At 30.9% G+C, this 22,253-nt stretch carries 23 protein-coding genes and 1 tRNA gene; 13 read left to right on the top strand and 11 right to left on the bottom strand.

Features of this window, described 5'->3' with window-relative positions:
• Window positions 1-287: 287 nt before the first annotated feature.
• The gene (locus tag Q0678_RS11615; RefSeq protein WP_299058063.1) at window positions 288-1,433 is read left to right on the top strand and encodes a lycopene cyclase family protein; all 1,146 of its coding nucleotides are present in this window, start codon (window positions 288-290) and stop codon (window positions 1,431-1,433) included.
• On the top strand, window positions 1,430-2,251 hold the full coding sequence (locus tag Q0678_RS11610) for a class I SAM-dependent methyltransferase (protein ID WP_299058061.1): 822 nt from the start codon (window positions 1,430-1,432) through the stop codon (window positions 2,249-2,251). Before Q0678_RS11615 ends, Q0678_RS11610 begins: the two co-directional genes overlap by 4 nt.
• 3 nt (window positions 2,252-2,254) lie before the next feature.
• On the opposite strand, the gene Q0678_RS11605 is transcribed toward Q0678_RS11610, so the two are convergent.
• On the bottom strand, window positions 2,255-2,857 hold the full coding sequence (locus tag Q0678_RS11605) for a hypothetical protein (RefSeq protein WP_299058059.1): 603 nt from the start codon (window positions 2,855-2,857) through the stop codon (window positions 2,255-2,257).
• Between the two features lie 33 nt (window positions 2,858-2,890).
• Entirely contained in the window at window positions 2,891-4,852 is a 1,962-nt protein-coding gene (locus tag Q0678_RS11600) for a YgiQ family radical SAM protein (protein WP_299058056.1), read from the bottom strand.
• Window positions 4,853-5,061: 209 nt separating this feature from the next.
• On the opposite strand from Q0678_RS11600, the gene Q0678_RS11595 reads away from it, so the two are divergent.
• Together Q0678_RS11595 and Q0678_RS11590 are read left to right on the top strand one after the other, a co-directional pair.
• A complete protein-coding gene (locus tag Q0678_RS11595; RefSeq protein WP_299058054.1) occupies window positions 5,062-6,969 on the top strand; it encodes a CocE/NonD family hydrolase in 1,908 nt (635 codons plus the stop codon).
• A gap of 13 nt (window positions 6,970-6,982) precedes the next feature.
• Window positions 6,983-7,600 (top strand): DUF1684 domain-containing protein, encoded by a 618-nt coding sequence (locus tag Q0678_RS11590; protein WP_299058052.1) that lies wholly within the window; start codon window positions 6,983-6,985, stop codon window positions 7,598-7,600.
• A 5-nt stretch (window positions 7,601-7,605) separates the two neighbouring features.
• Here the strand turns inward: Q0678_RS11590 and Q0678_RS11585 are convergent, their stop codons facing one another.
• From Q0678_RS11585 to Q0678_RS11570, 4 genes are read right to left on the bottom strand one after another with little or no spacing between them, the layout of a single operon-like run.
• A complete protein-coding gene (locus Q0678_RS11585; RefSeq protein ID WP_299058050.1) occupies window positions 7,606-7,854 on the bottom strand; it encodes a hypothetical protein in 249 nt (82 codons plus the stop codon).
• A complete protein-coding gene (locus Q0678_RS11580; RefSeq protein ID WP_299058048.1) occupies window positions 7,854-8,180 on the bottom strand; it encodes a nucleotide pyrophosphohydrolase in 327 nt (108 codons plus the stop codon). The genes Q0678_RS11585 and Q0678_RS11580 overlap by 1 nt, the downstream gene beginning before the upstream one ends.
• Window positions 8,181-8,190: 10 nt before the next feature.
• The gene (locus tag Q0678_RS11575; RefSeq protein ID WP_299058046.1) at window positions 8,191-8,964 is read right to left on the bottom strand and encodes an alpha/beta fold hydrolase; all 774 of its coding nucleotides are present in this window, start codon (window positions 8,962-8,964) and stop codon (window positions 8,191-8,193) included.
• Between the two features lie 46 nt (window positions 8,965-9,010).
• A complete protein-coding gene (locus Q0678_RS11570; protein ID WP_299058065.1) occupies window positions 9,011-9,724 on the bottom strand; it encodes a pyridoxine 5'-phosphate synthase in 714 nt (237 codons plus the stop codon).
• A gap of 216 nt (window positions 9,725-9,940) precedes the next feature.
• Between Q0678_RS11570 and Q0678_RS11565 the strand changes: the two genes are divergently transcribed.
• The 8 genes from Q0678_RS11565 to murI all read left to right on the top strand — a co-directional run bounded on the left by Q0678_RS11565 (window position 9,941) and on the right by murI (window position 17,858).
• On the top strand, window positions 9,941-10,600 hold the full coding sequence (locus Q0678_RS11565) for a CBS domain-containing protein (RefSeq protein WP_299058044.1): 660 nt from the start codon (window positions 9,941-9,943) through the stop codon (window positions 10,598-10,600).
• A gap of 31 nt (window positions 10,601-10,631) precedes the next feature.
• Entirely contained in the window at window positions 10,632-11,531 is a 900-nt protein-coding gene (locus Q0678_RS11560) for an NAD kinase (protein ID WP_299058042.1), read from the top strand.
• Window positions 11,532-11,636: 105 nt separating this feature from the next.
• Window positions 11,637-12,314, top strand: a complete 678-nt coding sequence (locus Q0678_RS11555) for a DUF6089 family protein (protein ID WP_299058040.1) — start codon at window positions 11,637-11,639, stop codon at window positions 12,312-12,314.
• Window positions 12,315-12,318: 4 nt separating this feature from the next.
• Window positions 12,319-13,062 (top strand): isoprenyl transferase, encoded by a 744-nt coding sequence (locus Q0678_RS11550; RefSeq protein ID WP_299058039.1) that lies wholly within the window; start codon window positions 12,319-12,321, stop codon window positions 13,060-13,062.
• A 7-nt stretch (window positions 13,063-13,069) separates the two neighbouring features.
• The gene (gene bamA / locus Q0678_RS11545) at window positions 13,070-15,625 is read left to right on the top strand and encodes an outer membrane protein assembly factor BamA (RefSeq protein WP_299058037.1); all 2,556 of its coding nucleotides are present in this window, start codon (window positions 13,070-13,072) and stop codon (window positions 15,623-15,625) included.
• Window positions 15,626-15,688: 63 nt separating this feature from the next.
• Complete coding sequence (locus Q0678_RS11540) at window positions 15,689-16,474, top strand: OmpH family outer membrane protein (RefSeq protein ID WP_299058035.1); 786 nt, start codon at window positions 15,689-15,691, stop codon at window positions 16,472-16,474.
• A 12-nt stretch (window positions 16,475-16,486) separates the two neighbouring features.
• Complete coding sequence (locus Q0678_RS11535) at window positions 16,487-16,993, top strand: OmpH family outer membrane protein (RefSeq protein WP_299058033.1); 507 nt, start codon at window positions 16,487-16,489, stop codon at window positions 16,991-16,993.
• Window positions 16,994-17,060: 67 nt separating this feature from the next.
• Window positions 17,061-17,858, top strand: a complete 798-nt coding sequence (gene murI, locus Q0678_RS11530) for a glutamate racemase (protein WP_299058032.1) — start codon at window positions 17,061-17,063, stop codon at window positions 17,856-17,858.
• On the opposite strand, the gene Q0678_RS11525 is transcribed toward murI, so the two are convergent.
• The 4 genes from Q0678_RS11525 to Q0678_RS11510 form a co-directional block, all read right to left on the bottom strand.
• Window positions 17,855-18,841 (bottom strand): type IX secretion system membrane protein PorP/SprF, encoded by a 987-nt coding sequence (locus Q0678_RS11525; RefSeq protein WP_299058030.1) that lies wholly within the window; start codon window positions 18,839-18,841, stop codon window positions 17,855-17,857. The genes murI and Q0678_RS11525 overlap by 4 nt on opposite strands.
• 183 nt (window positions 18,842-19,024) lie before the next feature.
• Window positions 19,025-19,453 carry a hypothetical protein gene (locus Q0678_RS11520; RefSeq protein WP_299058028.1) on the bottom strand — a complete coding sequence of 143 codons (429 nt, stop codon included), beginning with the start codon at window positions 19,451-19,453 and terminating at the stop codon, window positions 19,025-19,027.
• Between the two features lie 208 nt (window positions 19,454-19,661).
• On the bottom strand, window positions 19,662-20,258 hold the full coding sequence (locus Q0678_RS11515; RefSeq protein WP_299058026.1) for an acetolactate decarboxylase: 597 nt from the start codon (window positions 20,256-20,258) through the stop codon (window positions 19,662-19,664).
• 210 nt (window positions 20,259-20,468) lie between these two features.
• Window positions 20,469-20,541 (bottom strand) — tRNA-Met (locus tag Q0678_RS11510).
• A 52-nt stretch (window positions 20,542-20,593) separates the two neighbouring features.
• Between Q0678_RS11510 and Q0678_RS11505 the strand changes: the two genes are divergently transcribed.
• On the top strand, window positions 20,594-21,637 hold the full coding sequence (locus Q0678_RS11505) for a site-specific integrase (protein WP_299058022.1): 1,044 nt from the start codon (window positions 20,594-20,596) through the stop codon (window positions 21,635-21,637).
• Here the strand turns inward: Q0678_RS11505 and Q0678_RS11500 are convergent.
• The gene (locus Q0678_RS11500) at window positions 21,627-22,007 is read right to left on the bottom strand and encodes a hypothetical protein (RefSeq protein WP_299058020.1); all 381 of its coding nucleotides are present in this window, start codon (window positions 22,005-22,007) and stop codon (window positions 21,627-21,629) included. The two genes, Q0678_RS11505 and Q0678_RS11500, sit on opposite strands and share 11 nt — an antisense overlap.
• Between the last annotated feature and the right edge of the window lie 246 nt (window positions 22,008-22,253).

Genomic DNA, 22,253 nt, shown 5'->3' with positions numbered 1-22,253 from the left:
ATATTAAAAAAGACTAGAGCATTAATATCTGAACTATTGTTTTAGATAAATACCCATCTAAACAAAAACACTTTTCATTTTTTATGAAAAGCGTGTAAATCGCTTATGCCGCTTTTTAGGGGGATCTAACAAATAAAACTGCACAAAAAGAACCAATCAATTAAAAGCAATGTCTCAATATTACTTTTAATTGAAAACACAACTTATATTTCTATATCTGTATATTTTCTACTAACTTCGTTATTTAAAAAATAATTTTCTTTCAACCCCCAATTGATCTTCAGTTTATGAAATACGACTATATAATTGCTGGTGCCGGTTGCGCAGGTTTAAGCCTCTTGCATGCAATTTTAATAGACGAAAAACTACAAAACAAAACTATTTTAGTTGTTGATAAAGATCAAAAAAAATCAAATGATAGAACTTGGTGCTTTTGGGAAAAGGAAGCAGGGGATTTCGAGCAAATTTTATATCACCAATGGAAAAAACTTCAATTTTTATCTTCAGACATAGAAAAAGAGTTTGATTTAGAGAAGTACACCTACAAAATGATTCGTGGTATCGATTTTTACAACCATATCTTTAAGATTGCTAGTCAATTTAAAAATGTTTCTTTTGTAAATGAAGAGATTACACATATTTCAAGCACTAAAAACACAGGAAAACTTACTACAAAAAACAACGAATACGAAGCTAATTTCATTTTTAACTCTACCAATTTATTCAACCCAAAAACAACAACAGAAGATACGCTTTTACAACATTTTAAAGGCTGGAATATTAAAGTAGAAAAACCTATTTTTAATGATAAGCTTGCCACTTTAATGGATTTTAGAATTCAACAAAAACAAGGTGCAACTTTTATGTATGTATTGCCAACATCGCCAACAGAGGCTTTAATAGAGTATACTTTATTCAGTAAAGAAATACTTGATCAAAACGAATATATTTCTGAATTAAAAAAATATATAAACACCTACTTAAGAATTGATTCATACGAGATTGTTCATGAAGAATTTGGAGTAATACCAATGTCTTTAGCAAATTTTAAAAGAAGCACAGAACATGCTAAAAATGTAATAAATATTGGTACAGCTGGTGGATTTACCAAGGCCAGCAGTGGTTATACCTTTCAGTTCATTCAAAAAAACACTCAAGCAATTGTTACAAACTTAAAAGCAGATAAAAACCCATTAGAAACCATAAAATTTAGAGAAAGAGTTTTTGAATGGTATGACAGAACACTACTAGAAGTATTACTTTCTGAAAAACTTGAAGGCAAAGAAATTTTTTCTACAATGTTTAAAAAAGTTCCTGCAGATATAATATTGGCTTTTCTAGGAAATGAAAGCACTATTTTAGAAGAACTTAAAATAATGACTTGCTTACCACTAATGCCTTTTTTAAGCTCTGGCATAAAACAATTAACGTGAATAAAAAACAACTAATAAGTAAAGAACTAGAAGTTTTTTACAACAAAGCATCAGAAGAAACCAGACTCGAAAAAGGAATGGGCATTTTTGAGTTTGAACGTATTAAGGAATTAATTGAACTTCATATTTCTAAACCAAATACAACTATTATTGATGTTGGTGGCGGAACAGGAAAATACTCTGAATGGTTGGCAAAAAAAAATCATACAGTTCATTTACTAGAACCCGTTTTAAAACATATAAAACTTGCCGAAAAAAGGGCTAAAAAGTTACAAAACCCATTTTCTGTTTCCATTGGCGAAGCAACCAACCTACCCTACAAAGACAATACTGCAGATTTAGTTATTTTACATGGCCCTTTATATCATTTGCAAAAAAGAGAAGATAGAATTGCTGCTATTTTAGAAGCGAAAAGAGTACTTAAAAAAGGCGGTATTATCTTAGGATTTGCAATAAATGCAACAGCCTCTACTGTTGTTGGTTTAATGAACGGAATGATTCATGCAAATTCGTTTTTTGAAATGTGTAAAGAAGAGTTAACTACAGGCATCCATAACACACCAAAAGATTTTCCGTTTTTACTAGCCGATGCTTATTATCACAAACCAGAAGGGTTAAAATCTGAATTTTTACAACAAAACCTAGAGTTTATAAATATTTTTGCTGTAGAAGGTATGATTTGGTTAGACAACGAATATTTTGCAAATATGATTGATAAAAAGAAATCTAAAACTTTAAAAGCATTGCAACAACTTACTCAAAATGATGAATACTTGCTACCTTTTAGTCCGCACATGATGATTGCTGTTAAAAAATAAATTTTAATATGATTTTTTATCAGACCAATCTTTTACTTCTAATCGATCTTTAAGAAAACTAAAAGAATCGCCACCATAATAAATACAATATTCACCAGAGGGTCTTAAAATAATAAAACCACTGCAAGTTTCTTTTAACTTCAAAATTTTATCATTTATAAAACCAGAAGTATCTAACTGCCATTTTTTTCTATCTTTAAGAAACTCTGTAAAAAAAGAGTTTTTGGTGTAAACAAGAAATTTTTGAATTCCGGTAGCATCAATAAATGTTTCAAAAATTTTTTCTTGCCTATCTATTACTTTAGAAATACGATGGCTATCCATGCCTGCAAGAATACAATTAGATCCATTTTGTGTAAAACTAATTACTACTGTTTTACCCTTTTTAATTGGTGTTTGCAAACTCTCTTCAATACCCAAAATAAAACCACTAAGTTTTTTTCTATCTAAAAAACCATAGACTGTTTTTCTTGCCTTATAATTATCTTCATTTAACACTGTATTTACTTTAGAAATACCTGTGAAATTTTTATCAAGAATAACTTTTTTAGGCGCTATACAACTTGATATAAACACAAGAATAAATACTATACTTATTTTCTTCATCAAACTATTTTTGCACTAAGATAACAAAAATTACTAACGCCTTTTTTTAGGCGCTCTAGTTGCCTTTTTCTTTCTTTTATTAAAAGGGATTGCATCATCAAAAGTATGCTGTGCTTTTTTATGAGTCGTTTTATTCTTTTTCCAAGAGTTATTTTCTGGCAATAGTCGTTTTAATAAATCTTGACGCCCTACTTTGTTCAACGTATTTTTAATCCAATCTCTATTTTCTTTCTTATACCAAAAGAAAAATTTATGTTGGTCTTCTTTCTCCTTTTTAGTCTTCGGAGTTTTCGTTGGTTTTAAAGTGTAAGGATGATAACCAGAATAATAAATAACCGTTGCAACCGTCATTGGCGTTGGTGTAAAACCTTGCACCTGCTCTAACTGAAACCCCATGTCTTTGGTTTCTGCAGCTAAATTAGCCATATCCTCTACTTCACTTGCAGGATGGCTAGATATAAAATAAGGAATTAACTGTAAGTTTAATTTGTTCTTAATATTTATCTTATCAAAACGCTCTTTAAACTTATGAAAATAAGTAAAAGAAGGTTTACGCATTAATTTTAAAACAGGATCAGATGTGTGTTCTGGCGCTACCTTTAATCGACCAGAAACATGCTTCGTCATCACCTCTTCTGTATACGCATCTAACTCTTTAGGATCGGCATTTTTATTGAATTCAGGCACTAACATATCATGTCTAATTCCACTTCCAATAAAAGATTTTTTTATCTTCGGATGCTTATCTACTGCCTGATACAAATCTGTTAATGGCTTGTGAGAAGTATCTAAATTACTGCAAATTACAGGAGAAATACAACTAGGTGCCACACATTTATCGCAAATAGATTGCACTTTACCTTTCATTTGATACATGTTAGCAGAAGGCCCACCAATATCTGACAAATAGCCTTTAAAATCTGGCATATTTGCTACTTTATCTATCTCTTTTAAAACAGACTCTTGACTTCTACTAGCTATAAATTTACCTTGATGTGCAGAAATAGTACAAAAACTACAACCACCAAAACATCCTCTATGTATGTTAATAGAAAACTTGATCATTTCAAAAGCAGGAATTGGCCCTCTTTTGTCATATTTTGGATGTGGCAAACGCGTAAAAGGCAAATCAAAAGAACCATCAATTTCTTTTTCTGTCATGGTAGGAAAAGGCGGATTAATTACCAACGTTTTTCCTTTAACTTCTTGTAAAATTCTTCTGGCTTTTAATTTATTTGATTCTTGCTCGATTACTTTAAAATTAGAAGCAAATGTTTTTTTATCTTTTAAACACGCTTCATGAGAATTGATGGTTACATCTTCCCAATCATTTACAACAGGAATTTTCTCTTCTTGCTTATTGATTAAAACAGCAGTTTGCTTGATATTCTTCAAGCTAGAAAACGGAACTCCTTTTTGTAACAACTCTACAATTTCTCTTAAAGGCTGCTCTCCCATTCCGTACACCAACATATCTGCTTTAGAAGTTTCTAAAATGGTTGGCAACAACTTATCAGACCAATAATCATAATGAGTTACACGTCTTAAAGAAGCCTCTATACCACCAATTAAAACAGGTACGTCTGGAAACTTTTCTTTTAAAATTTTCGAATAAACAGAGGTTGCATAATCAGGTCTAAAACCTTTATCTCCATTGGGTGTATAAGCATCTTTATCTCTGCGTTTTTTACTAGCAGTGTAATTAGAAACCATCGGATCCATACAACCACCTGTACAACCAAAAAACAATCTTGGCTTTCCCAATTTCTCAAAATCTTGTAAATTATCATTTACACTCGGTTGTGGCACAATTGCCACACGCAAACCATAACTCTCTAAAATTCTACCTATTACAGCAGGTCCAAAAGAGGGATGATCTACATACGCATCTCCACTAAATAAAATTACGTCTAAATAATCCCAACCACGTATTTTAACTTCTTTGTTTGTCGTTGGTAACCAATCTGTTAATTGATGTTTTTTAGTTTCTTGCATAGTTTGCAAAAATAAGGAGAAAATTAGTTGCAGAAAACACTTATCAGAAAAATAATAAAGAAAAACACAAGAGAAAACCCCTTTTTAAAACTTAGAATTCTATCAGCTTTTATTTTTTGAAACGAAAAAAATTATTCGAGCAATCTTTTTTTCACAGTTTACAAAAGAAATCATATTAGTTTTGTAATTTTAGCATTTAAAGCAATACCATGAAAAATATATTTTTATTAAGTTTTATAAGCCTTTTTCTTTTATTTTCTTGTGATGATTTAGCAACTGCAAAACAAGAAAATTATGTAGAACAAAATTACACAAAAACAGAATTTGCTATACCTATGAGAGATGGTATAAAATTACATACCACAATTTATTCTCCAAAAGACACCTCAAGAAAACACCCAATTTTAATGCAAAGAACACCCTATAGTTCTGCGCCTTATGGTGTTGGTAAGATGAAAACTAAAATAGGACCCAATGTTCATTTAATGAAAGAAGGCAATATTATTGTTTATCAAGATGTTCGTGGTCGTTGGATGAGCGAAGGCGTTTATGACAACATGCGTGCGTACATCCCTAACAAAACAAAAAATCAATCTGATGAAGTTTCAGACACTTACGACACCATCGACTGGCTGGTTAACAACGTAGAAAACAACAACGGAAATGTTGGTACATGGGGTATTTCTTATCCTGGGCATTATGCAACAATTTCTACCATTGATGCACATCCTGCTTTAAAAGCTGCGTCTCCACAAGCTTGTATTGGCGATTTCTTTTTTGATGATTTTCATCATAATGGCGCCTTTTTACTAAGCTATTTTAGAGCTATTTCTCTTTTCGGCACATATAAAGACACTCCAACAGATACTGCTTGGTACTCTTTTCCGAAGATGAACACCGAAGATCAATATCAATTTTTCTTAGACAAAGGGCCTTTAAAAAACTTAAATGAATATTTTCAGTACGAGAAGTTAGATATAAATGCTACTGCTTCTAAAAATAAAATTGATGATTTTTTCTGGAAAGAAATTACCGAACACCCAAATTACGATTCTGTTTGGCAGCGCAAAGGTATTATTCAGCATTTAGACAAAGTACCAAGTTCTGTTGCAACAATGGTAGTTGGTGGTTGGTTTGATGCAGAAGATTTATACGGACCATTAGAAACTTACAAAGGCATAGAGAAAAACGGAAAAGACAATTACAACACCTTAGTTTTTGGCCCTTGGGATCATGGGAAATGGGCTAGAACAGGCGAAAAAAATTATGTTGGTAATTATTACTTTGGAGATTCTATTTCTTTAAAGTTTCAAAAAGAAATTGAAACAACCTTTTTTAATCATTTCTTAAAAGGAAAAGGCGACAAAAACTCTGGATTACCAGAAGCGTATGTGTTTGATTCTGGAAAAAAAGAGTGGAAATCTTATGATGCTTGGCCTCCAAAAAACATCGTAAAAGAAGATTGGTTTTTATCAGAAAACCAAGCATTAACTTCTGACAAAAAAACTGTTGAAAAGATTAATTTTATTAGCAATATAAAACGTCCTGTTCCATATTCTGAAGACATTAAAACAGTATTTACCCCACGTAAATACATGACCGATGACCAACGTTTTGCTGCAAGAAGACCTGATGTTTTGGTTTTTGAAACTGATATTTTAACAGAAGATTACACCTTGGCAGGAGACATTTTAGCAAAATTAAAAGTGGCTACAACAGGTACTGCCGCAGATTGGATTGTAAAAGTAATTGACGTGCATCCATCAGAAACCAAAGAAAAAAACGAAAAATTACAAAACCATTTAAAAATGAGTAATTATCATTTAATGGTAAGAAGCGAGGTAATGCGTGGGCGTTTTAGAAATAGTTTTGAGTTTCCAGAACCTTTTACACCAAACAAAAAAACAAACGTAAACATTAAATTACAAGACGTTTTTCACACCTTTAAAAAAGGGCATAAATTACAAATTCAAGTACAAAGTACCTGGTTTCCTTTGATTGATTTGAATCCGCAAACATATGTAGACAACATATTTAAGGCAAATGAAGAAGATTTTAAAACACAAACTCATACTGTTTTTACCGATTCTAGCATTGAGTTTTCTGTATTAAAGTAATTTATAATCTATCATGAAAAATATTCTTATTTTATTTTTACTTATCTGCATGTCTGCATGCAACTCTAAAGACAGAAGACCTTTAATGGGTAAAACAGAATTCCAGCAAACTTTAAATGCTAGCTATAAAGATGCTACAAAATCGCCCTTAAAAAAGAAAGATTTACAAAATTTTAAAGGATTAGATTTTTTTGAGGTTGACAGTTCATTTATCGTTACTGCAACATTTACTAAAATTAATAATGCGACTGTTTTTGAAATGGCTACCACAACAGACAGAAAACCACTCTATAAAGAATACGGAGTTGTGCAGTTTAACCTAAAAGGTAAAGAATGTGAATTAACAGTTTACCAAAACCAGGATGATTTGCGAGATGAACAGTATAAAGACTATTTGTTTTTACCATTTACAGACTTTACCTCTGGAAATGAGTCTTACGGAAGCGGCCGATATATGGATATTATGACAACCGATATTACCACAAATAATACTGTTGTCTTAAACTTTAACAATACTTACAATCCGTATTGCGCATACAACGACAAATATTCTTGCCCTTTAACACCACGAAAAAATCATTTAGAAATTGCTGTAAAAGCAGGTATAAAAATTTTTAAAAAAGAATACTAAAGTAATTACTTCGTTTTTTTTAGAGTTACATAGACTCCGTAGAAAATACTAATAGCTATTTTAATTCCGAAAAAAGAAATCCATTTTCCGTTGTTAAAATTCAAGTTGGCTACTTCAGTAAAGTTTCCAGCAAAAATATCAGAAAAACTATTCATTAACAACGAAACAATTGTTACAATTATAAAAAATGGAATTGCTATTTTTAGAAAGTTAGCAAAAAATTGTGGCTGTTTAATTTTATTAATAAAACTCATTATTTTAATTTTTGATTGTTATGATGACGGTCATGATCACGTTTGGTTTTAAACTCTAATTTTTTATCAAAAGCTTCTTTTAAGTCGACACCTGTTTGGTTTGCCAAACATAAAACAACAAACATAACATCTGCCAATTCTTCCCCTAAATCTTTATTTTTATCAGACTCTTTTTCACTTTGTTCTCCATATCGCCTGGCTATAATTCTAGCCACTTCACCAACCTCTTCGGTTAATTGCGCCATATTAGTTAACTCGTTAAAATAACGAACACCGTGTGCTTTTATCCAATCATCTACTTGTTTCTGTGCGTTTTCTATCTGCATTTTTTGCTTATTAATTTAAAAAATTTATAACAACATCATAAAACTGTTTTGGATTTTCTGCGTGCAACCAATGACCTGCATTTTCAATTTTAGTGATTTTTACATTCGAAAAATGAGTTTCAATAAGAGGTTCATCAATTTCAGAAATATAATTAGAATTAGCACCTTTTAAAAATAAGGTTTCTTTATTGTACGTAGTATTTATGGGCAATGCTGCTCCAATTTCAGAATTATTTTCTGTTAATGAGCTTAAATTAAATCGGAAAGCCAAAAGTCCTTTTTCTTTCCAATAAACATTTTTTAATAAAAACTGACGTACCCCTAACTCTGGAATAAGTTTCGATAATTTTGCATCTACCAAAGACCTTGTATTATCAATCGAAAAATCTATAGAATTTAAACCTGCTAAAATTGCATTATGATGCGGCTGATATGATCTTGGAGAAATATCTACAACAACCAATTTAGAGACCAACTCAGGATAACGAACCGAAAACAACATGGCTGTTTTACCACCCATAGAATGCCCAATTAAATAGACATTTTCTAGTTGATGATGTTCAATGTAGTTGCGTAAATCTTCTACCAAAAGTGAATAATTAAACTCAGAAGTATGAAAGCTACGACCATGATTTCTTTGATCTATAAGATGAACTTGGTAAGTCTCTGAAAACTGATTTCCTAAAGATTTCCAATTATCACTCATGCCAAAATAACCATGTAAGATTAAAAGTGGTTTTCCTGTTCCTGATATTTTTGAATGTAAAATAGGCGTATTATTCATTTATTATTTTTGATTAAAAGAGCACTATCAAAATTGCAACAACAGGTTATTGAAGCCTATGAAGGTACATTTTTACTACATTTTCTAACCCTAAATACAAACTTTCTGTAATTAAAGCATGACCGATAGAAACTTCTGCTAAATTTGGAATATTTTGTTTAAAAAACTGAATATTATCTAGACTTAAATCGTGACCAGCATTAATACCCAAACCTAAACTATGCGCTAAAATTGCTGCTTCTGTATAAGGTTTTATGGCATTTTCTTTAGATACAACAAACTGACTTGCATAGTTTTCTGTGTACAACTCAATTCTGTCTGCACCCGTTTTTGCCGCTGCTTCAATTAATTTTAAATCGGTGCCGATAAAAATTGAAGTTCTTATGCCGTTTTGCTGAAATTCTTTTACTACCTCTTGTAAGAAAGACTGGTGCTTAATAGTATCCCAACCGGCGTTAGATGTAATTGCATCAATGGCATCTGGCACTAAAGTAACTTGCGTAGGACTAACTTCTAAAACCAAATCTATAAAAGATTGAATCGGATTTCCTTCAATATTATACTCCGTTGTAACCGTCTTCTTTAAATCTCTTGCGTCTTGGTAACGAATATGCCTTTCATCTGGTCTTGGATGAATTGTAATTCCCTGAGCACCAAAACCTTCTATATCTGTAGCTACATTTAATAAATTTGGCACATTACCGCCTCTAGAATTTCTTAAAGTGGCTATTTTATTAACATTTACACTTAACTTTGTCATCATCTAAAATTAGACTACAAATATAACGGATACCAATTACAACATCAACAAATGCAGGTAAATTATTACTTAAAAAAATAGGTGCGGAAAGAAGTGTTAATTCTAAAAAATGACAAACTTTTACTCGTAAAATTTGATAAATCAGTTGGTTGTTTCTTTATAAAATTAAAGGACAATCAAAGGCTATTCGATCAATTTAACTTATATTCGTAGCGTATGAAATTAACAGATTACATCATAAAAGACATAAAGCCTTTTGTACTAAAAAACACTATTGCCATAGCACAAGATGTTTTTAAAAGTAACTCTATGTCTCATTTTCATGTAGTAGAAAACATGAAATTATTGGGTTCTTTTGCAGAAAAAGACATTCAATTTATAGAAAATAACAAAGAAACCTTAACCGCGCATAAATATTTACTAGACACTTTTTTTGTTGATGAAAAAGCAACTGTTTTAAGCCTTTTAAAAGTTTTTGCAGACAACGACACAACTGTTGTTCCTGTTTTAAATGAGGCAAAAAACTATATTGGATATTATGATTTAAGAGATGTTTTAGATTTTTTTGCAACAACGCCTTTTATCAACGAGATTAGCGAAACCGTTGTGATAGAAAAACTAAGTGTTGATTATTCTATGGGAGAAATCTCGCAAATAATTGAAACTAACGGAAGTGAACTACTTGGCATGTATATTTCTAGTAAAAAAGATGCTATTGTTCAAGTAACCCTTAAAATAGTTTCTGAAGATATTAATGAAACTATACAGACTTTAAGGAGATATGATTATAAAATTGTATCGATGCATGAAAATGATCGGTACTTAGAAGATTTAAAAAACAGATCAGACTACTTACAAAAGTACCTAACCATGTAAACTTTAGGTTTTATTTTAAAAATTACTGATATTGAAAAAAGCAGCCATTTACGGACAACCCTACGCAATTTCATCAGAAAAAGAAATTGAAACATTATTAAAAGTCCTAGAAAAAAACAATATTGAATATTATATAGAATACAAGTTTTACAATCTCTTAAAGAAACGTAAAACCATAAAAAAAAGCTGTAAAACTTATACAAGCTTTACAGATTTAGATAGTAGTTTCGATATTATGTTTACCCTAGGCGGCGATGGTACTTTTTTAAGATCTGTAACCTATATAAGAGATTTAAACATTCCTATTTTAGGAATTAATACCGGTCGATTGGGTTTTTTAGCCATTGTAAAAAAAGAACACATCGAAGAAAGTATTGAGTTGGTTTTAAAAGGCAATTACACATTGCAAGAAAGAACTCTTTTAACAGTAGAAACAACGCCAGAAACTAGCGATTTTAAGGAGCTAAATTTTGCACTAAACGAAGTAACGGTTGCCAAAAAAAATACCACTTCTATGATTGGTGTTCAAACAAGTTTGAATAACGAATATTTAACAAACTATTGGGCAGATGGATTGATCATCTCTACACCCACAGGCTCTACCGGATATTCTTTAAGTTGTAACGGCCCTGTTATTTTACCCAACTCTAAAAACATAGTAATTACCCCAATTGCGCCACATAATTTAAACGCAAGACCTATGGTTATTTCTGATGAAACTAATATTGAATTAACCGTAGATTCAAGAGAGAAAAGCTATCTAATTTCATTAGATTCTAGAGTTACATCTGTTCCAAAACACACCAAAATAAAGATTAAAAAAACCGACTTTACAATTAAAAGCATTTTACCAAAAAATCATTCTTTTCTAAAAACCCTAAGAAGTAAGCTTTTATGGGGAGAAGATATTAGAAATAAAGAAAATATTTAAGGCTAGAACAACAATATTTAACTAAAAATATTGTTATTCAAAAAAGACCAAATATTAACTTTACAAAGCAAATTGAAATTATTATATTTGCCGGCTGTCAAAAGAATGAAAAAGAAGCTATTATTTTTTGCATTTGCAAGTATTACCCTTACATTTTACACTCAGGTTAATGAAGTTGGCCTTACATTCGGGGGCACTAAATTTGTTGGAGATATTGGTAACGAAACCTATTTTCTACCAAATAAAACAGCCGGTGCCATTTTTTACAAATACAACTACAACCCAAGAATTGCTTTAAAAGCCACTTATAGTTTTTTACCAATTGCAGGAAACGATTTAGATGCCAATAACACTTTTAGACAGCAACGTGAAATTTCTTTTACAAATACTATTCATGAATTTGCCGCTGGTATTGAGTTTAATTTTTATGAATTTGACTTATCATCCGAAGGAAAAACAGCAACTCCATATCTTTTACTAGAACTCGCTGCTTTTAGCTATACAAATGTTGCTTCATACAGTTCTACTGGAGAAATTAACTACGGAAAAGAAACTTCTTATGCGATTCCTTTCGGAATTGGGTATAAGTCTAAATTATATGGTACTTTAGCAATTGCTTTTGAAGCAAAGTTTAGATATACATTTAAAGACGATTTAGATTTTACATCAATAAAAACACCAAATGCCAATTTAGAAGGTACAGGAAATGACTGGTATTTTTTTAGTGGTATTTCTTTAATATATACCTTCGGAAGACCATCTTGCTATACAAAAGGACTTTAAAACTATGGATAAAAAATTACGCATCGATTTACAAAAAACACCGAAACACGTTGCCATTATTATGGATGGTAACGGAAGATGGGCAAAAGGTAAAGGAATGAATCGTATTTTTGGCCACAGAAATGCCTTAACCGCGGTAAGAGAATCTGTTAAAGCGGCTTCTCAAATAAACATCGCTGCAATTACCTTATATGCTTTTTCTACAGAAAATTGGAACCGACCAAAGTTAGAAGTAGATGCTTTAATGAGTTTGTTAATAAGCTCATTAAAAAAAGAACTGCCTGATTTTATGGAAAATGGCGTAAAAGTTAATGCAATTGGCGCTATAGAAAGCTTGCCTAAAAAAGCACAAAAAGTATTATCTGATGTAATAATTAGTACAGAAAACAATACTAATATTACTTTAACCTTTGCTCTTAGTTATGGTTCTCGTGAAGAAATTGTTAACACAATCAAAAACATATCTAAAAAAGTTGTTAATAAAGAGATAAATATTGAAGAAATTAATGAAAATACTATAAATAACCATTTATATACGTTTAATTTGCCTGATGTAGATTTAATGATAAGAACTAGTGGAGAACAACGCATTAGTAACTTTTTATTATGGCAAATGGCTTATGCCGAATTATATTTTACAGATGTACTTTGGCCAGACTTTAGAGAAACGCATTTTTACGATGCTATAATTGATTACCAGAATAGAGAACGACGATTTGGAAAGACTAGCGAACAAATTACAGAATAAATTTTTTATGAAATTATTTTCTGCCAACATAATGCTAATAGCATTATTTTTTACTTTAAGTGCCAATGCACAAACACCAATAGACAGCTTAAATCTTATAAAAAAAGATACAACAGCCTCAGAAAATCTTTCTTTTGAAAAAGGAAAAGAATACATTTTAGGAAGTATTAGTGTTACAGGTTTAAAGAAATTTAGCGAAGAAACTGTTCGAGTTTTTACGGGCTTAAGAAACGGACAACCGATAAAATTACCAGGAGATAAACTTACAAGTGCCATAAAAAAACTATATGAAAGTAAACAATTTAGCAATGTAGATGTTTACTTGGCTAAATTAGATGGCAATACTGTTTACCTTCAATTTGATGTTTTAGAATTACCACAGCTTAACAATGTTAGAATAACGGGTATTAAAAAAGGAAAAGCAAAAGAGCTAATTAAAGACGCTGAACTAAAAAAAGGCGCTATGGTAACAGACAATTTAATTGTTACTTCTAAAAATTACTTCACTAAAAAATATACAGACAAAGGTTTTCTTAAAACAAAAGTAAATTTAGATGTTAAAAAAGATACTACAGACACAAACATTGTTAATATGTCTGTTTTTATAGACAAGGGTCAGAAAATAAAGATAAAAGACATCGTACTTAAAGGAAACAAAGCTCTTTCTGATAAAAAAATTAGAAAAGCAATGAAAAACACCAAACAAAAATTTATTGGTCGTTTTTGGAAAGGATCAAAATACATAGAAGAAGATTACCAAGAAGATTTAGAAAGCATTTTAGATAAATATAGTCGATTAGGATATAGAGACGCACGTATTTTAAAAGATAGTATTTCTTGGAATGATGACAACACCATTAACATTAACCTAAAATTAGAAGAAGGAAAGCAATACCGTTTTTCAGAAATTTTATTTGTAGGTAATAAAGAATATACAGACGAACAGTTACAACAATATTTAAAAATTGAAAAAGGAGACGTTTATAATGGTGCAGTTTTAAAAGAACGTATTAAAGGAGATGGCAGTCCTACATCTCAAGATATATCTACACTTTACCAAGACAATGGTTTCTTGTTTTCTTCTGTAAACGCAATAGAAACAAAAGTAGAAAACGATTCTATTACTGTAGAAATTAGAATTAGAGAAGACGAAAAAGCACGAATTAAAAAAGTAAGTGTTACCGGAAACGATAAAACAAACGATCATGTATTATTTAGAGAACTTAGAGTAAAACCGGGCGATTTATTTAGTAGAAGTGCAATTATAAGATCGATTAGAGAAATTGGTCAATTAGGTTTTTTTGATGCAAATGTAACTCCAGATGTTGTACCTGATTATCAAAATAAAACTGCAGACATCGATTTTACAGTAGTAGAAAAAGGTGGAAGTCAAATAGAACTACAAGGTGGTTATGGTGGTGGCTCTTTTATTGGTACTTTAGGGTTGTCTTTTAACAACTTCTCTATCAGAAACATTTTTAACAAAGAAGCATACAAACCCTTACCTATGGGAGATGGGCAAACGCTCTCTTTAAGATTACAAACTAGTAGAACTTTTAGTACATATAGCTTTTCTTTTACAGAACCTTGGTTAGGTGGTAAAAAGCCAAAATCGTTATCATTTTCTGTGTATTCTTCTAATCAATACCAATTAAACCCACAAACATTTGATGTAGATAGAGATCGTAGTTTAGGTATTATTGGTGCGTCTGTTGGTTTAGGACAACGTTTAAAATGGCCAGATGATTATTTTCAATTATCACAAACAATCGCATACCAAAGTTTTAAATTAAATGACTACGGATTTAGAGTTGGAAACTCAATTTTAGATAACGGAACTTTAAACAACCTCTCTTATAACGCAACCTTGTCTAGAAATTCTGCGGGACCAAGTTTGATATTTCCTACCTATGGATCTGAATTTACTATTGGTGTAAAAGCAACATTCCCTTACTCTTTAGTAAACGGAAAAGACTATAGCGAACCAAGTGGTTTAACCGAAGCCGAACAAAACGATTTTATTGCAGACAAATATAAATGGTTAGAATACTATAAGGTAAGTGCAAAAGGAAAATGGTATACAGCCTTAGCAAACAAATTAGTATTAATGACAAATGCAGAAATGGGATATTTAGGATACTATAATTCTGAAGTAGGATTATCTCCTTTTGAAAGATATTTTGTTGGTGGAGATGGTATTGCTGTATTTCAGTTAGATGGTAGAGAAACAGTTGGTTTAAGAGGTTATGAAAACAATCGATTATCTTCTATTGATGGTGGTTCTATCTATAATAAATTTCAATTAGAAGTTAGATATTCAATTACAGATGCGCCTTCTGCATCGATCTATACATTAGGTTTTTTAGAAGCAGGTAATTCTTACGACAATTTTACTGAATATAATCCGTTTGAATTAAAACGTTCTGCCGGTGTAGGTGTTCGTATTTTTATGCCAGCATTTGGGTTGTTAGGTATCGATTTTGCACATGGTTTTGATCCTTTACCTGGTCAGAGTGTAAAATCTGGATGGCAAACACACTTTATTATTGGTAGACAATTCTAAAAAAACTGTAACTTTGTAATTAAAATTAATTTGGCACGGTTTTTTCTAAACACATATTATAAAATGAAAAAAACACTTTTACTAATCGTTCTTTTATTAACTATCAGTTTTTCTTGGGGACAAAGAGGTCAAATTATAGCTTACATTGATATGGAGTATATTTTAGAAAATGTACCCGAATATATAGAAGCACAAAATACGCTTGATGCCAAAATTGTTAAATGGAAAAGTAAGCTAGACAAAGAAGCTAGACACATCGAGGTTTTAAAAACAGACCTTGCCAATGAAAAAGCAATTTTAACAAAAGACCTAATTGAAGAAAAAGAAGAAGAAATTAGTTTAAAGCAATTAGAATTAAGAAGATTAGAGTCGTTATACTTTGGACCAAACGGAGATATGTTTTCTGTAAGAAAGCAATTGGTAAAGCCAATACAAGACCAAGTTTATAATGCCATACAGAATATCGCAAAGCGAAAAAAATATGATTTTGTTTTTGATAAATCTAGTGATTTAGTAATGCTATATTCAAATAAAAAATACGATATTAGCGAACTCGTTTTATCTTCTATTGGTAGAAATAGAATTATAGAACAAAAGAAAGAGCAAAAAGAAGCACAGAATAAAGCTCCGCAACAAGAGCTAACAGATAAACAAAAACAAATAGTTGCAAAAAAAGAAGCCGCAATTGCTAAAAAAAATGCAGATGCAGCAGCTAAAAAGAAATTAATAGCAGACAAAAAAGCGGAAGCAATTGCTAAGCGAGAAGAAAAAAGAAAGTTATTAAGAGAGCGAATAGAAGCTAAAAAGAAGAAAAGACAACAAGAAGAGAACAAAGACAATAATAATTAAATTAAAACAAGAATGAAGAATTTTAAAACGTTACTATTAATTGCTGTATTTACATTAGGACTAGGTGGAGTTGCAAATGCACAAAAAACAGGTCATATAGACTTTGAAAAGCTAGTAGCTGAAATGCCAGAAACAAAAGCATTAAAAGTAGAAATGGAAAAACTTGGTAAAACATACCAAGACGAAATTGTAGGTATTGAGAAAAAATTAGAATCTACAAGAAAAAAATACATTGCAGAGTCTAATACTCAAACACAAGAAACAAACGACAAAAGAGCTCAAGAATTACAAGCAGAAAATGTAAAATTAGAGCAAGCAAGAAGATTTGCTTACCAAGACATGCAAAAAAGACAAAATGATGGTTTACAGCCAATCATTGAGAAGGCACAAAAAGCTATCGAAGCTGTAGCTGCTACCAAAGGTGTATTGTATGTATTAGATGCATCTGTTGGTAAAGGTTTATTAGTTAAAAAAGGAGAAGACTTATTTAGCGCAGTAAAAACTAAATTAGGATTTTAATAAAACTACTTTACAAATAGTATTAAAACCTACTGATATTCAGTAGGTTTTTTTATTTTTACACATTATGGTAAATCAGCAAAATTTTCCGATAGGTATTTTCGATTCAGGTGTTGGTGGCACCTCTATCTGGAAAGAAATACACACACTTTTACCTAACGAAAATACAATCTATTTATCTGATAGTAAAAATGCACCTTATGGCGAAAAGTCTGAGCAAGCCATTATAGATCTCTCTATTAAAAACACTTCTTTTCTATTAAAACAAGACTGCAAACTAATTGTTGTGGCATGCAACACCGCTACTACAAACGCTATTAAAATTTTAAGACAAAAGTTTGATATTCCTTTTATAGGCATAGAGCCGGCAATAAAACCTGCAGCCTTAAAAACAAAAACAAATACTATTGGTATTCTTGCAACACAAGGCACTTTAAACAGTGCTTTATTTGAAAAAACTGCCAATACTATTGATCAAAAAATTATTCGAAAAGAAATTATTGGCAATGGCCTGGTTAATTTAATTGAAGACGGCAAACTATATTCATCAGAAATGACAGCATTGCTTAAATCTTATATAACACCTCTTTTGGCAGAAAATGTAGATTGTTTGGTTTTAGGTTGCACCCATTACCCTTATTTAATCCCTCAAATTAGAGAAATTGTAGGTCATAAAATACAAATTATAGATTCTGGGGAAGCTGTTGCAAAACAAACTAAAGCAATCTTAGCAAAATTTAAATTACAAAACACCAGTACTCTTAAAAGCAAACACGAGTTTTACATCAATAAGAACAAAGCAACTTTAGAAATGCTGGTTCAATCAGAAAAAGAAAACGTTCGTTTTATAGAAACTGACTTTTAAAAACCACCTAAATTTGCATTTATATTAGGGCATGCTGCACCTCGTTGCTCTCTGGTCCATAAATTAATACCCAAAGATATTTGATGAAAACCGGCACTAGTAAAAACGGTTTCATTCATTTGATTTGTATAGGTGTATGATAACATTAGATTGTTATAATTTACCCCTATTATTGGAGAAATAAACTGAGAATTATCAATCGCATTTTTATCAAAACCTCTTCTATAAGATAATGCCGCCCATAATTGGGTTTTAGAAATAGTTTTATATGCTTTTATATTAAAATCGGCTATTCGTTGCCCAGTACTTTCTCTAAACTGTAACATTACCGAAGGTTCTAATTGAATAAAATTTTCTACTCCATAGTAGTATCCAGCAGAAAAAATATAGTTTCTTAAGTCTAAAGGCTCTTGTACATTTAAATTATTCTTAGCAGTAAGCAGTAAGTTTTTAATAGTAAAATAAGAAGAAAAACCTGCTCTGTGATACGCAAGACTAAAATCTGCATTGTAATATCTAGTACTTTCTACTATCGGATTTACCTTACCAGTGCTCTCTATAAATGTTCTTTGATCTGCTTGATTTTGTACAAAAGTAAACGCTAAACCAAAAGAAAGTTGTTCAAAAAAACGACCGTCTGTTAATGGCAAATGATAGGAATAGGTTGCTTGAACACCTTTTTGAGAATGAAAACCATTTTTATCGTTAAAAAGAACAAAACCATACCCTGCGTTAGAATACTCCGATAATTTTGAGTGAAAACTAATGGTTTGCAAAGAAGGCGCATTAGGCACACCTGCCCATTGCTGTCTTGCAGTAAATCTTAATTTACTAGCATTACCGATACCTGCAGCAGAAGGGTGTACTAAAAATACATTGTCTGATAAGTAATCTTGATAAATTGGCAAGGTTTCTTGCCCAACACTCTGTAGCGAGAAAAATAAAACAATTAAATATAAAAATTTTAGATTTTTTAGCTTCATTAACAATATTTTGGTTTAGAAAAGTGACCAAATATATTGTTTTTATAATAATAAATAGTTTTTCAGCTAACTTTTAACACAGTAAACATAGCGATTTTATAAAGCTAAAAACTTTATAAGACTAAACTAAAAAAACACAGAGCTAAAAGCAAGAATTAATTTAAGTGAGGCGGCAGGTATATTTTAATTTACTTTTGTAAGTGTACCTATCCATTTACCAGACACCCCAATTTCACTAGTTACAGGATTTACTTGGTTCTGATAAAATTCTATCTCTAATTGTTCTTCCCTAAAGTTTCCGTTTGCAAACTCTACTACCTGAAAATGAGTTGTTGAAGCAGAAGTTGTTTCTTGTATAGATAATAAATTGTTATCTATAGAACAGGTATTTGCAATTAATAAACTACCCTCTAAAAGATATTCGTTTGATGACGCTACTTTTGTAAATGAAATGGAATGATTGTATAACGTACTATGGTATTGATTGTTGATATAAACAGAAATATCTCCTTTATAAGTACCTGATAAATCTGATATACTTGATAAATTATTACTTGAAGTACAATTTAAAAAGAATACAATAGATAAAAATAGTACAAATACTTTTTTCATATTTAAATTAAAAATCGAAATAGTTAATAAATTCATATAAATATCTGACTAATACCTTACAATATCCAACAGATTATTTTACAAAGTAACAACAAATCAATAAATATTTTTGCCCATAATTAGCTCATGATAAAACAAATACCTGTTTAAAAGTAATGATAACTGACTGACTTAATAAATATTAAATCTACTATTGTTAAAAAATGTTTTATTTTGAAGCTTTTATAGAAACTTTAGAAGAGCTTAAGTTTAGCGCATCAACATGACCAAGAACTTTGCGATCATCAGAAATAAAATGAGCATGAAAAAAACGATCATGATGGGTAAAAACCGCCTTATGATTTCGAGAGAAGAAACCAATTAAAGAACCGCTAATACCATTAAAGTTGTATTGGGTTAAGCCTTGGTGCGCTTCCTCTGGTGAAGCTACTTTAATACCACTTGGTAAATTTACGCTATGTATTTTTAAATCATTAAAAACCCCATCAATTCTAATCAACAAAGGCTTGTCATAATCTTTATATATAACATCTATTTGTGCTTCTATACTTTCGAGTGAGTAAGAAGTATTTGGCAGCGCAATCTCCTTTAAATTACTGTGCTTACTATACACAAAAAAGGGCGCTTTTACAGAAGATACTTTAGCTACTTTATGAGATACACTATCTATAGCTTTAGAAACAAAAGTCTCTCCTTCAAACAACAAAATTTCACCTTTTAAGAACTCTACAGGTCCCAAACCATATGTTTCTTTAGTGTTTAAAGAATCTGTAGCAATCTTACCTTTCAGGTCTCCTTTCTTCATAACATCTCGCATCTGCCCCTCAACCTTAATTGAAGAAATGTTTCTTGGTTTGTTACAGCTAATAAGCAGAAAGACGAAAAGAAAGTAAATGCTATTTTTAATCATAACACAAAAATATAAAAAAGTATTTAGGTTTTGTGATTTCAGGTAAATTGAAAAAGAATAGTGTAAAAAGAAAAAACCTCTTGATATCTCAAGAGGTTTTCTTAGTAGCGGGAACTGGACTCGAACCAGTGACCTTCGGGTTATGAGCCCGACGAGCTACCTACTGCTCTATCCTGTTAACCAGCATATTAGAAGCACCTGTTATTTAACTGCCAGTAATTACTGCCAGAATGAACAACTTTAAAGTATCTATTGGAGAGTCTAAATCTTCTAAAATAATTGTAATTTACTACAACAACAAACGCTTCCGTTTTTGGAATGGAACTAGCATAGGTGTTGATTTAAAATCTTCTGAAAACCCTACACTTTTAAAAGCTGCTTTTGAACTAAAGTTACTAGAAGGGTGGAGACCTAAACCAAAAGTAAAACAGATTAAAGAGAAACCTATTACGGTTACTGATGCAATTAAAGAAGGTATAAACCTTAAAATAGCTCAAAGGTGTTCTGAACGTTTTATAAAAGATGCCAGAAGAGTACTAACACTTTGGAAGCGTTTTGAAACTGAAAACAATATTAAACATTTAACTATTGTAAACTTAAAACCTACACATATTAGAGATTTTTTAGTAAGACCCAATTGGAGTGCAAAGACACAACGAACTATTAAATCTACATTAAGTCCATTATTAAATGAATTTATACCCAATTTAGTGCAAAGTGTAAAACTAAAGAAACCAACCTCAACACTTCACAAACCATTTAAAAATGTGGATGAAATATTGTGTAGCTTAAAAGATTACAACACCCATCTTCATTTATGTTGTTTAATGACTTATGGATGCCTTTTAAGACCACATAGAGAAATTAGAGAACTCACTTGGGGAGATTTTTCAGAAGATCTAAATTATATCCAATTATCTGGTACAAGGAATAAATCTGGTAGAAACAGAATTGTACCAGTACCTTCTTACATAAAAGAATTTCTTAGGAGAGGAAACTCACAGGATAATATTTTTTCTGGTACACCCATACCCTATAATGAAGAATACTTTAAAACACTTTGGAGCCGTTTTAAAAGACAATCTATTCTAATAGAACAAAGACAGACTTTATACTCTTTTAGACACTCTGGCGCTATAGAACTATTTAAGAGAACTGGATCCTTAACTAAACTTCAAAAAGCAATGGGGCATTCTACCATAAATGTGAGTTTAACTTACTTACGAGGTTTAGAAGTAGCTGAATTAAAAGAAGAAGATATGCCTATTGTTTGACTAGTATAACATTATTTATATCATTTACCCATTTTATTGAGTTTTCAGATACTTTTTCAAATTCATAATTATATTCTGCACCTGCAATAGTAGTAGTTGTAAAATATCTTATATTAGATATTTCTTCATAGACACTAAAATCATCTACTTGACTATAAGTTTGCTTATAGCATAAGGTATTAGATATAGTAATTAAACAAAAATCACTTTCCCTAAATTCAAATCCTGAAGTTGGAACATCTGGATTGATCCAAACACCTTGAATCCAGTTAGGTGGATTATAATAGTTATCTAATAATACACGCTCATTGTCTTCACTACTGCAAGAGAACAGTATAGCTAAACTAAATAATAAGATTATTTTTTTCATTTTTATTTTTTTTTAAATATATTAATAATTTTGATACATTTTAAACCTGAGTAGAGGAGCCGTATCTTATGCAACAAAGTACAATAACTTATCAGTTATAGCTATATATATTATATAGACTGAAAAAAAATATTTATTGCTTTTTACCTAAAAATTTGCCAATTAGAGATTACCTTAGCGGGGGGTATGCGCTTTTAATATGTATGTGGGGAGTGGAATAAGGACACCCCTACAGAAATTAACACT

Origin of the sequence: uncultured Polaribacter sp. (genome assembly GCF_947497125.1) — a bacterium.
Taxonomy (GTDB): Bacteria; Bacteroidota; Bacteroidia; order Flavobacteriales; family Flavobacteriaceae; genus Polaribacter.
The sequence above is the reverse complement of the archived record's forward strand: the minus strand, read 5'-3'. Positions and strand labels throughout refer to the sequence as shown.

Coding starts and splice junctions, on each gene's coding strand:
- Q0678_RS11570 (WP_299058065.1), bottom strand. CDS start 9,724: ATGACAAAGTTAAGTGTAAATGTTAATAAAATAGCCACTTTAAGAAAT.
- Q0678_RS11505 (WP_299058022.1), top strand. CDS start 20,594: ATGAACAACTTTAAAGTATCTATTGGAGAGTCTAAATCTTCTAAAATA.
- Q0678_RS11525 (WP_299058030.1), bottom strand. CDS start 18,841: ATGAAGCTAAAAAATCTAAAATTTTTATATTTAATTGTTTTATTTTTC.
- Q0678_RS11595 (WP_299058054.1), top strand. CDS start 5,062: ATGAAAAATATATTTTTATTAAGTTTTATAAGCCTTTTTCTTTTATTT.
- Q0678_RS11500 (WP_299058020.1), bottom strand. CDS start 22,007: ATGAAAAAAATAATCTTATTATTTAGTTTAGCTATACTGTTCTCTTGC.
- Q0678_RS11520 (WP_299058028.1), bottom strand. CDS start 19,453: ATGAAAAAAGTATTTGTACTATTTTTATCTATTGTATTCTTTTTAAAT.
- Q0678_RS11555 (WP_299058040.1), top strand. CDS start 11,637: ATGAAAAAGAAGCTATTATTTTTTGCATTTGCAAGTATTACCCTTACA.
- bamA (WP_299058037.1), top strand. CDS start 13,070: ATGAAATTATTTTCTGCCAACATAATGCTAATAGCATTATTTTTTACT.
- Q0678_RS11615 (WP_299058063.1), top strand. CDS start 288: ATGAAATACGACTATATAATTGCTGGTGCCGGTTGCGCAGGTTTAAGC.
- Q0678_RS11540 (WP_299058035.1), top strand. CDS start 15,689: ATGAAAAAAACACTTTTACTAATCGTTCTTTTATTAACTATCAGTTTT.
- Q0678_RS11590 (WP_299058052.1), top strand. CDS start 6,983: ATGAAAAATATTCTTATTTTATTTTTACTTATCTGCATGTCTGCATGC.
- Q0678_RS11585 (WP_299058050.1), bottom strand. CDS start 7,854: ATGAGTTTTATTAATAAAATTAAACAGCCACAATTTTTTGCTAACTTT.
- Q0678_RS11515 (WP_299058026.1), bottom strand. CDS start 20,258: ATGAAGAAAGGAGACCTGAAAGGTAAGATTGCTACAGATTCTTTAAAC.
- Q0678_RS11535 (WP_299058033.1), top strand. CDS start 16,487: ATGAAGAATTTTAAAACGTTACTATTAATTGCTGTATTTACATTAGGA.
- Q0678_RS11565 (WP_299058044.1), top strand. CDS start 9,941: ATGAAATTAACAGATTACATCATAAAAGACATAAAGCCTTTTGTACTA.
- Q0678_RS11605 (WP_299058059.1), bottom strand. CDS start 2,857: ATGAAGAAAATAAGTATAGTATTTATTCTTGTGTTTATATCAAGTTGT.
- Q0678_RS11600 (WP_299058056.1), bottom strand. CDS start 4,852: ATGCAAGAAACTAAAAAACATCAATTAACAGATTGGTTACCAACGACA.
- Q0678_RS11550 (WP_299058039.1), top strand. CDS start 12,319: ATGGATAAAAAATTACGCATCGATTTACAAAAAACACCGAAACACGTT.
- Q0678_RS11580 (WP_299058048.1), bottom strand. CDS start 8,180: ATGCAGATAGAAAACGCACAGAAACAAGTAGATGATTGGATAAAAGCA.
- Q0678_RS11575 (WP_299058046.1), bottom strand. CDS start 8,964: ATGAATAATACGCCTATTTTACATTCAAAAATATCAGGAACAGGAAAA.
- murI (WP_299058032.1), top strand. CDS start 17,061: ATGGTAAATCAGCAAAATTTTCCGATAGGTATTTTCGATTCAGGTGTT.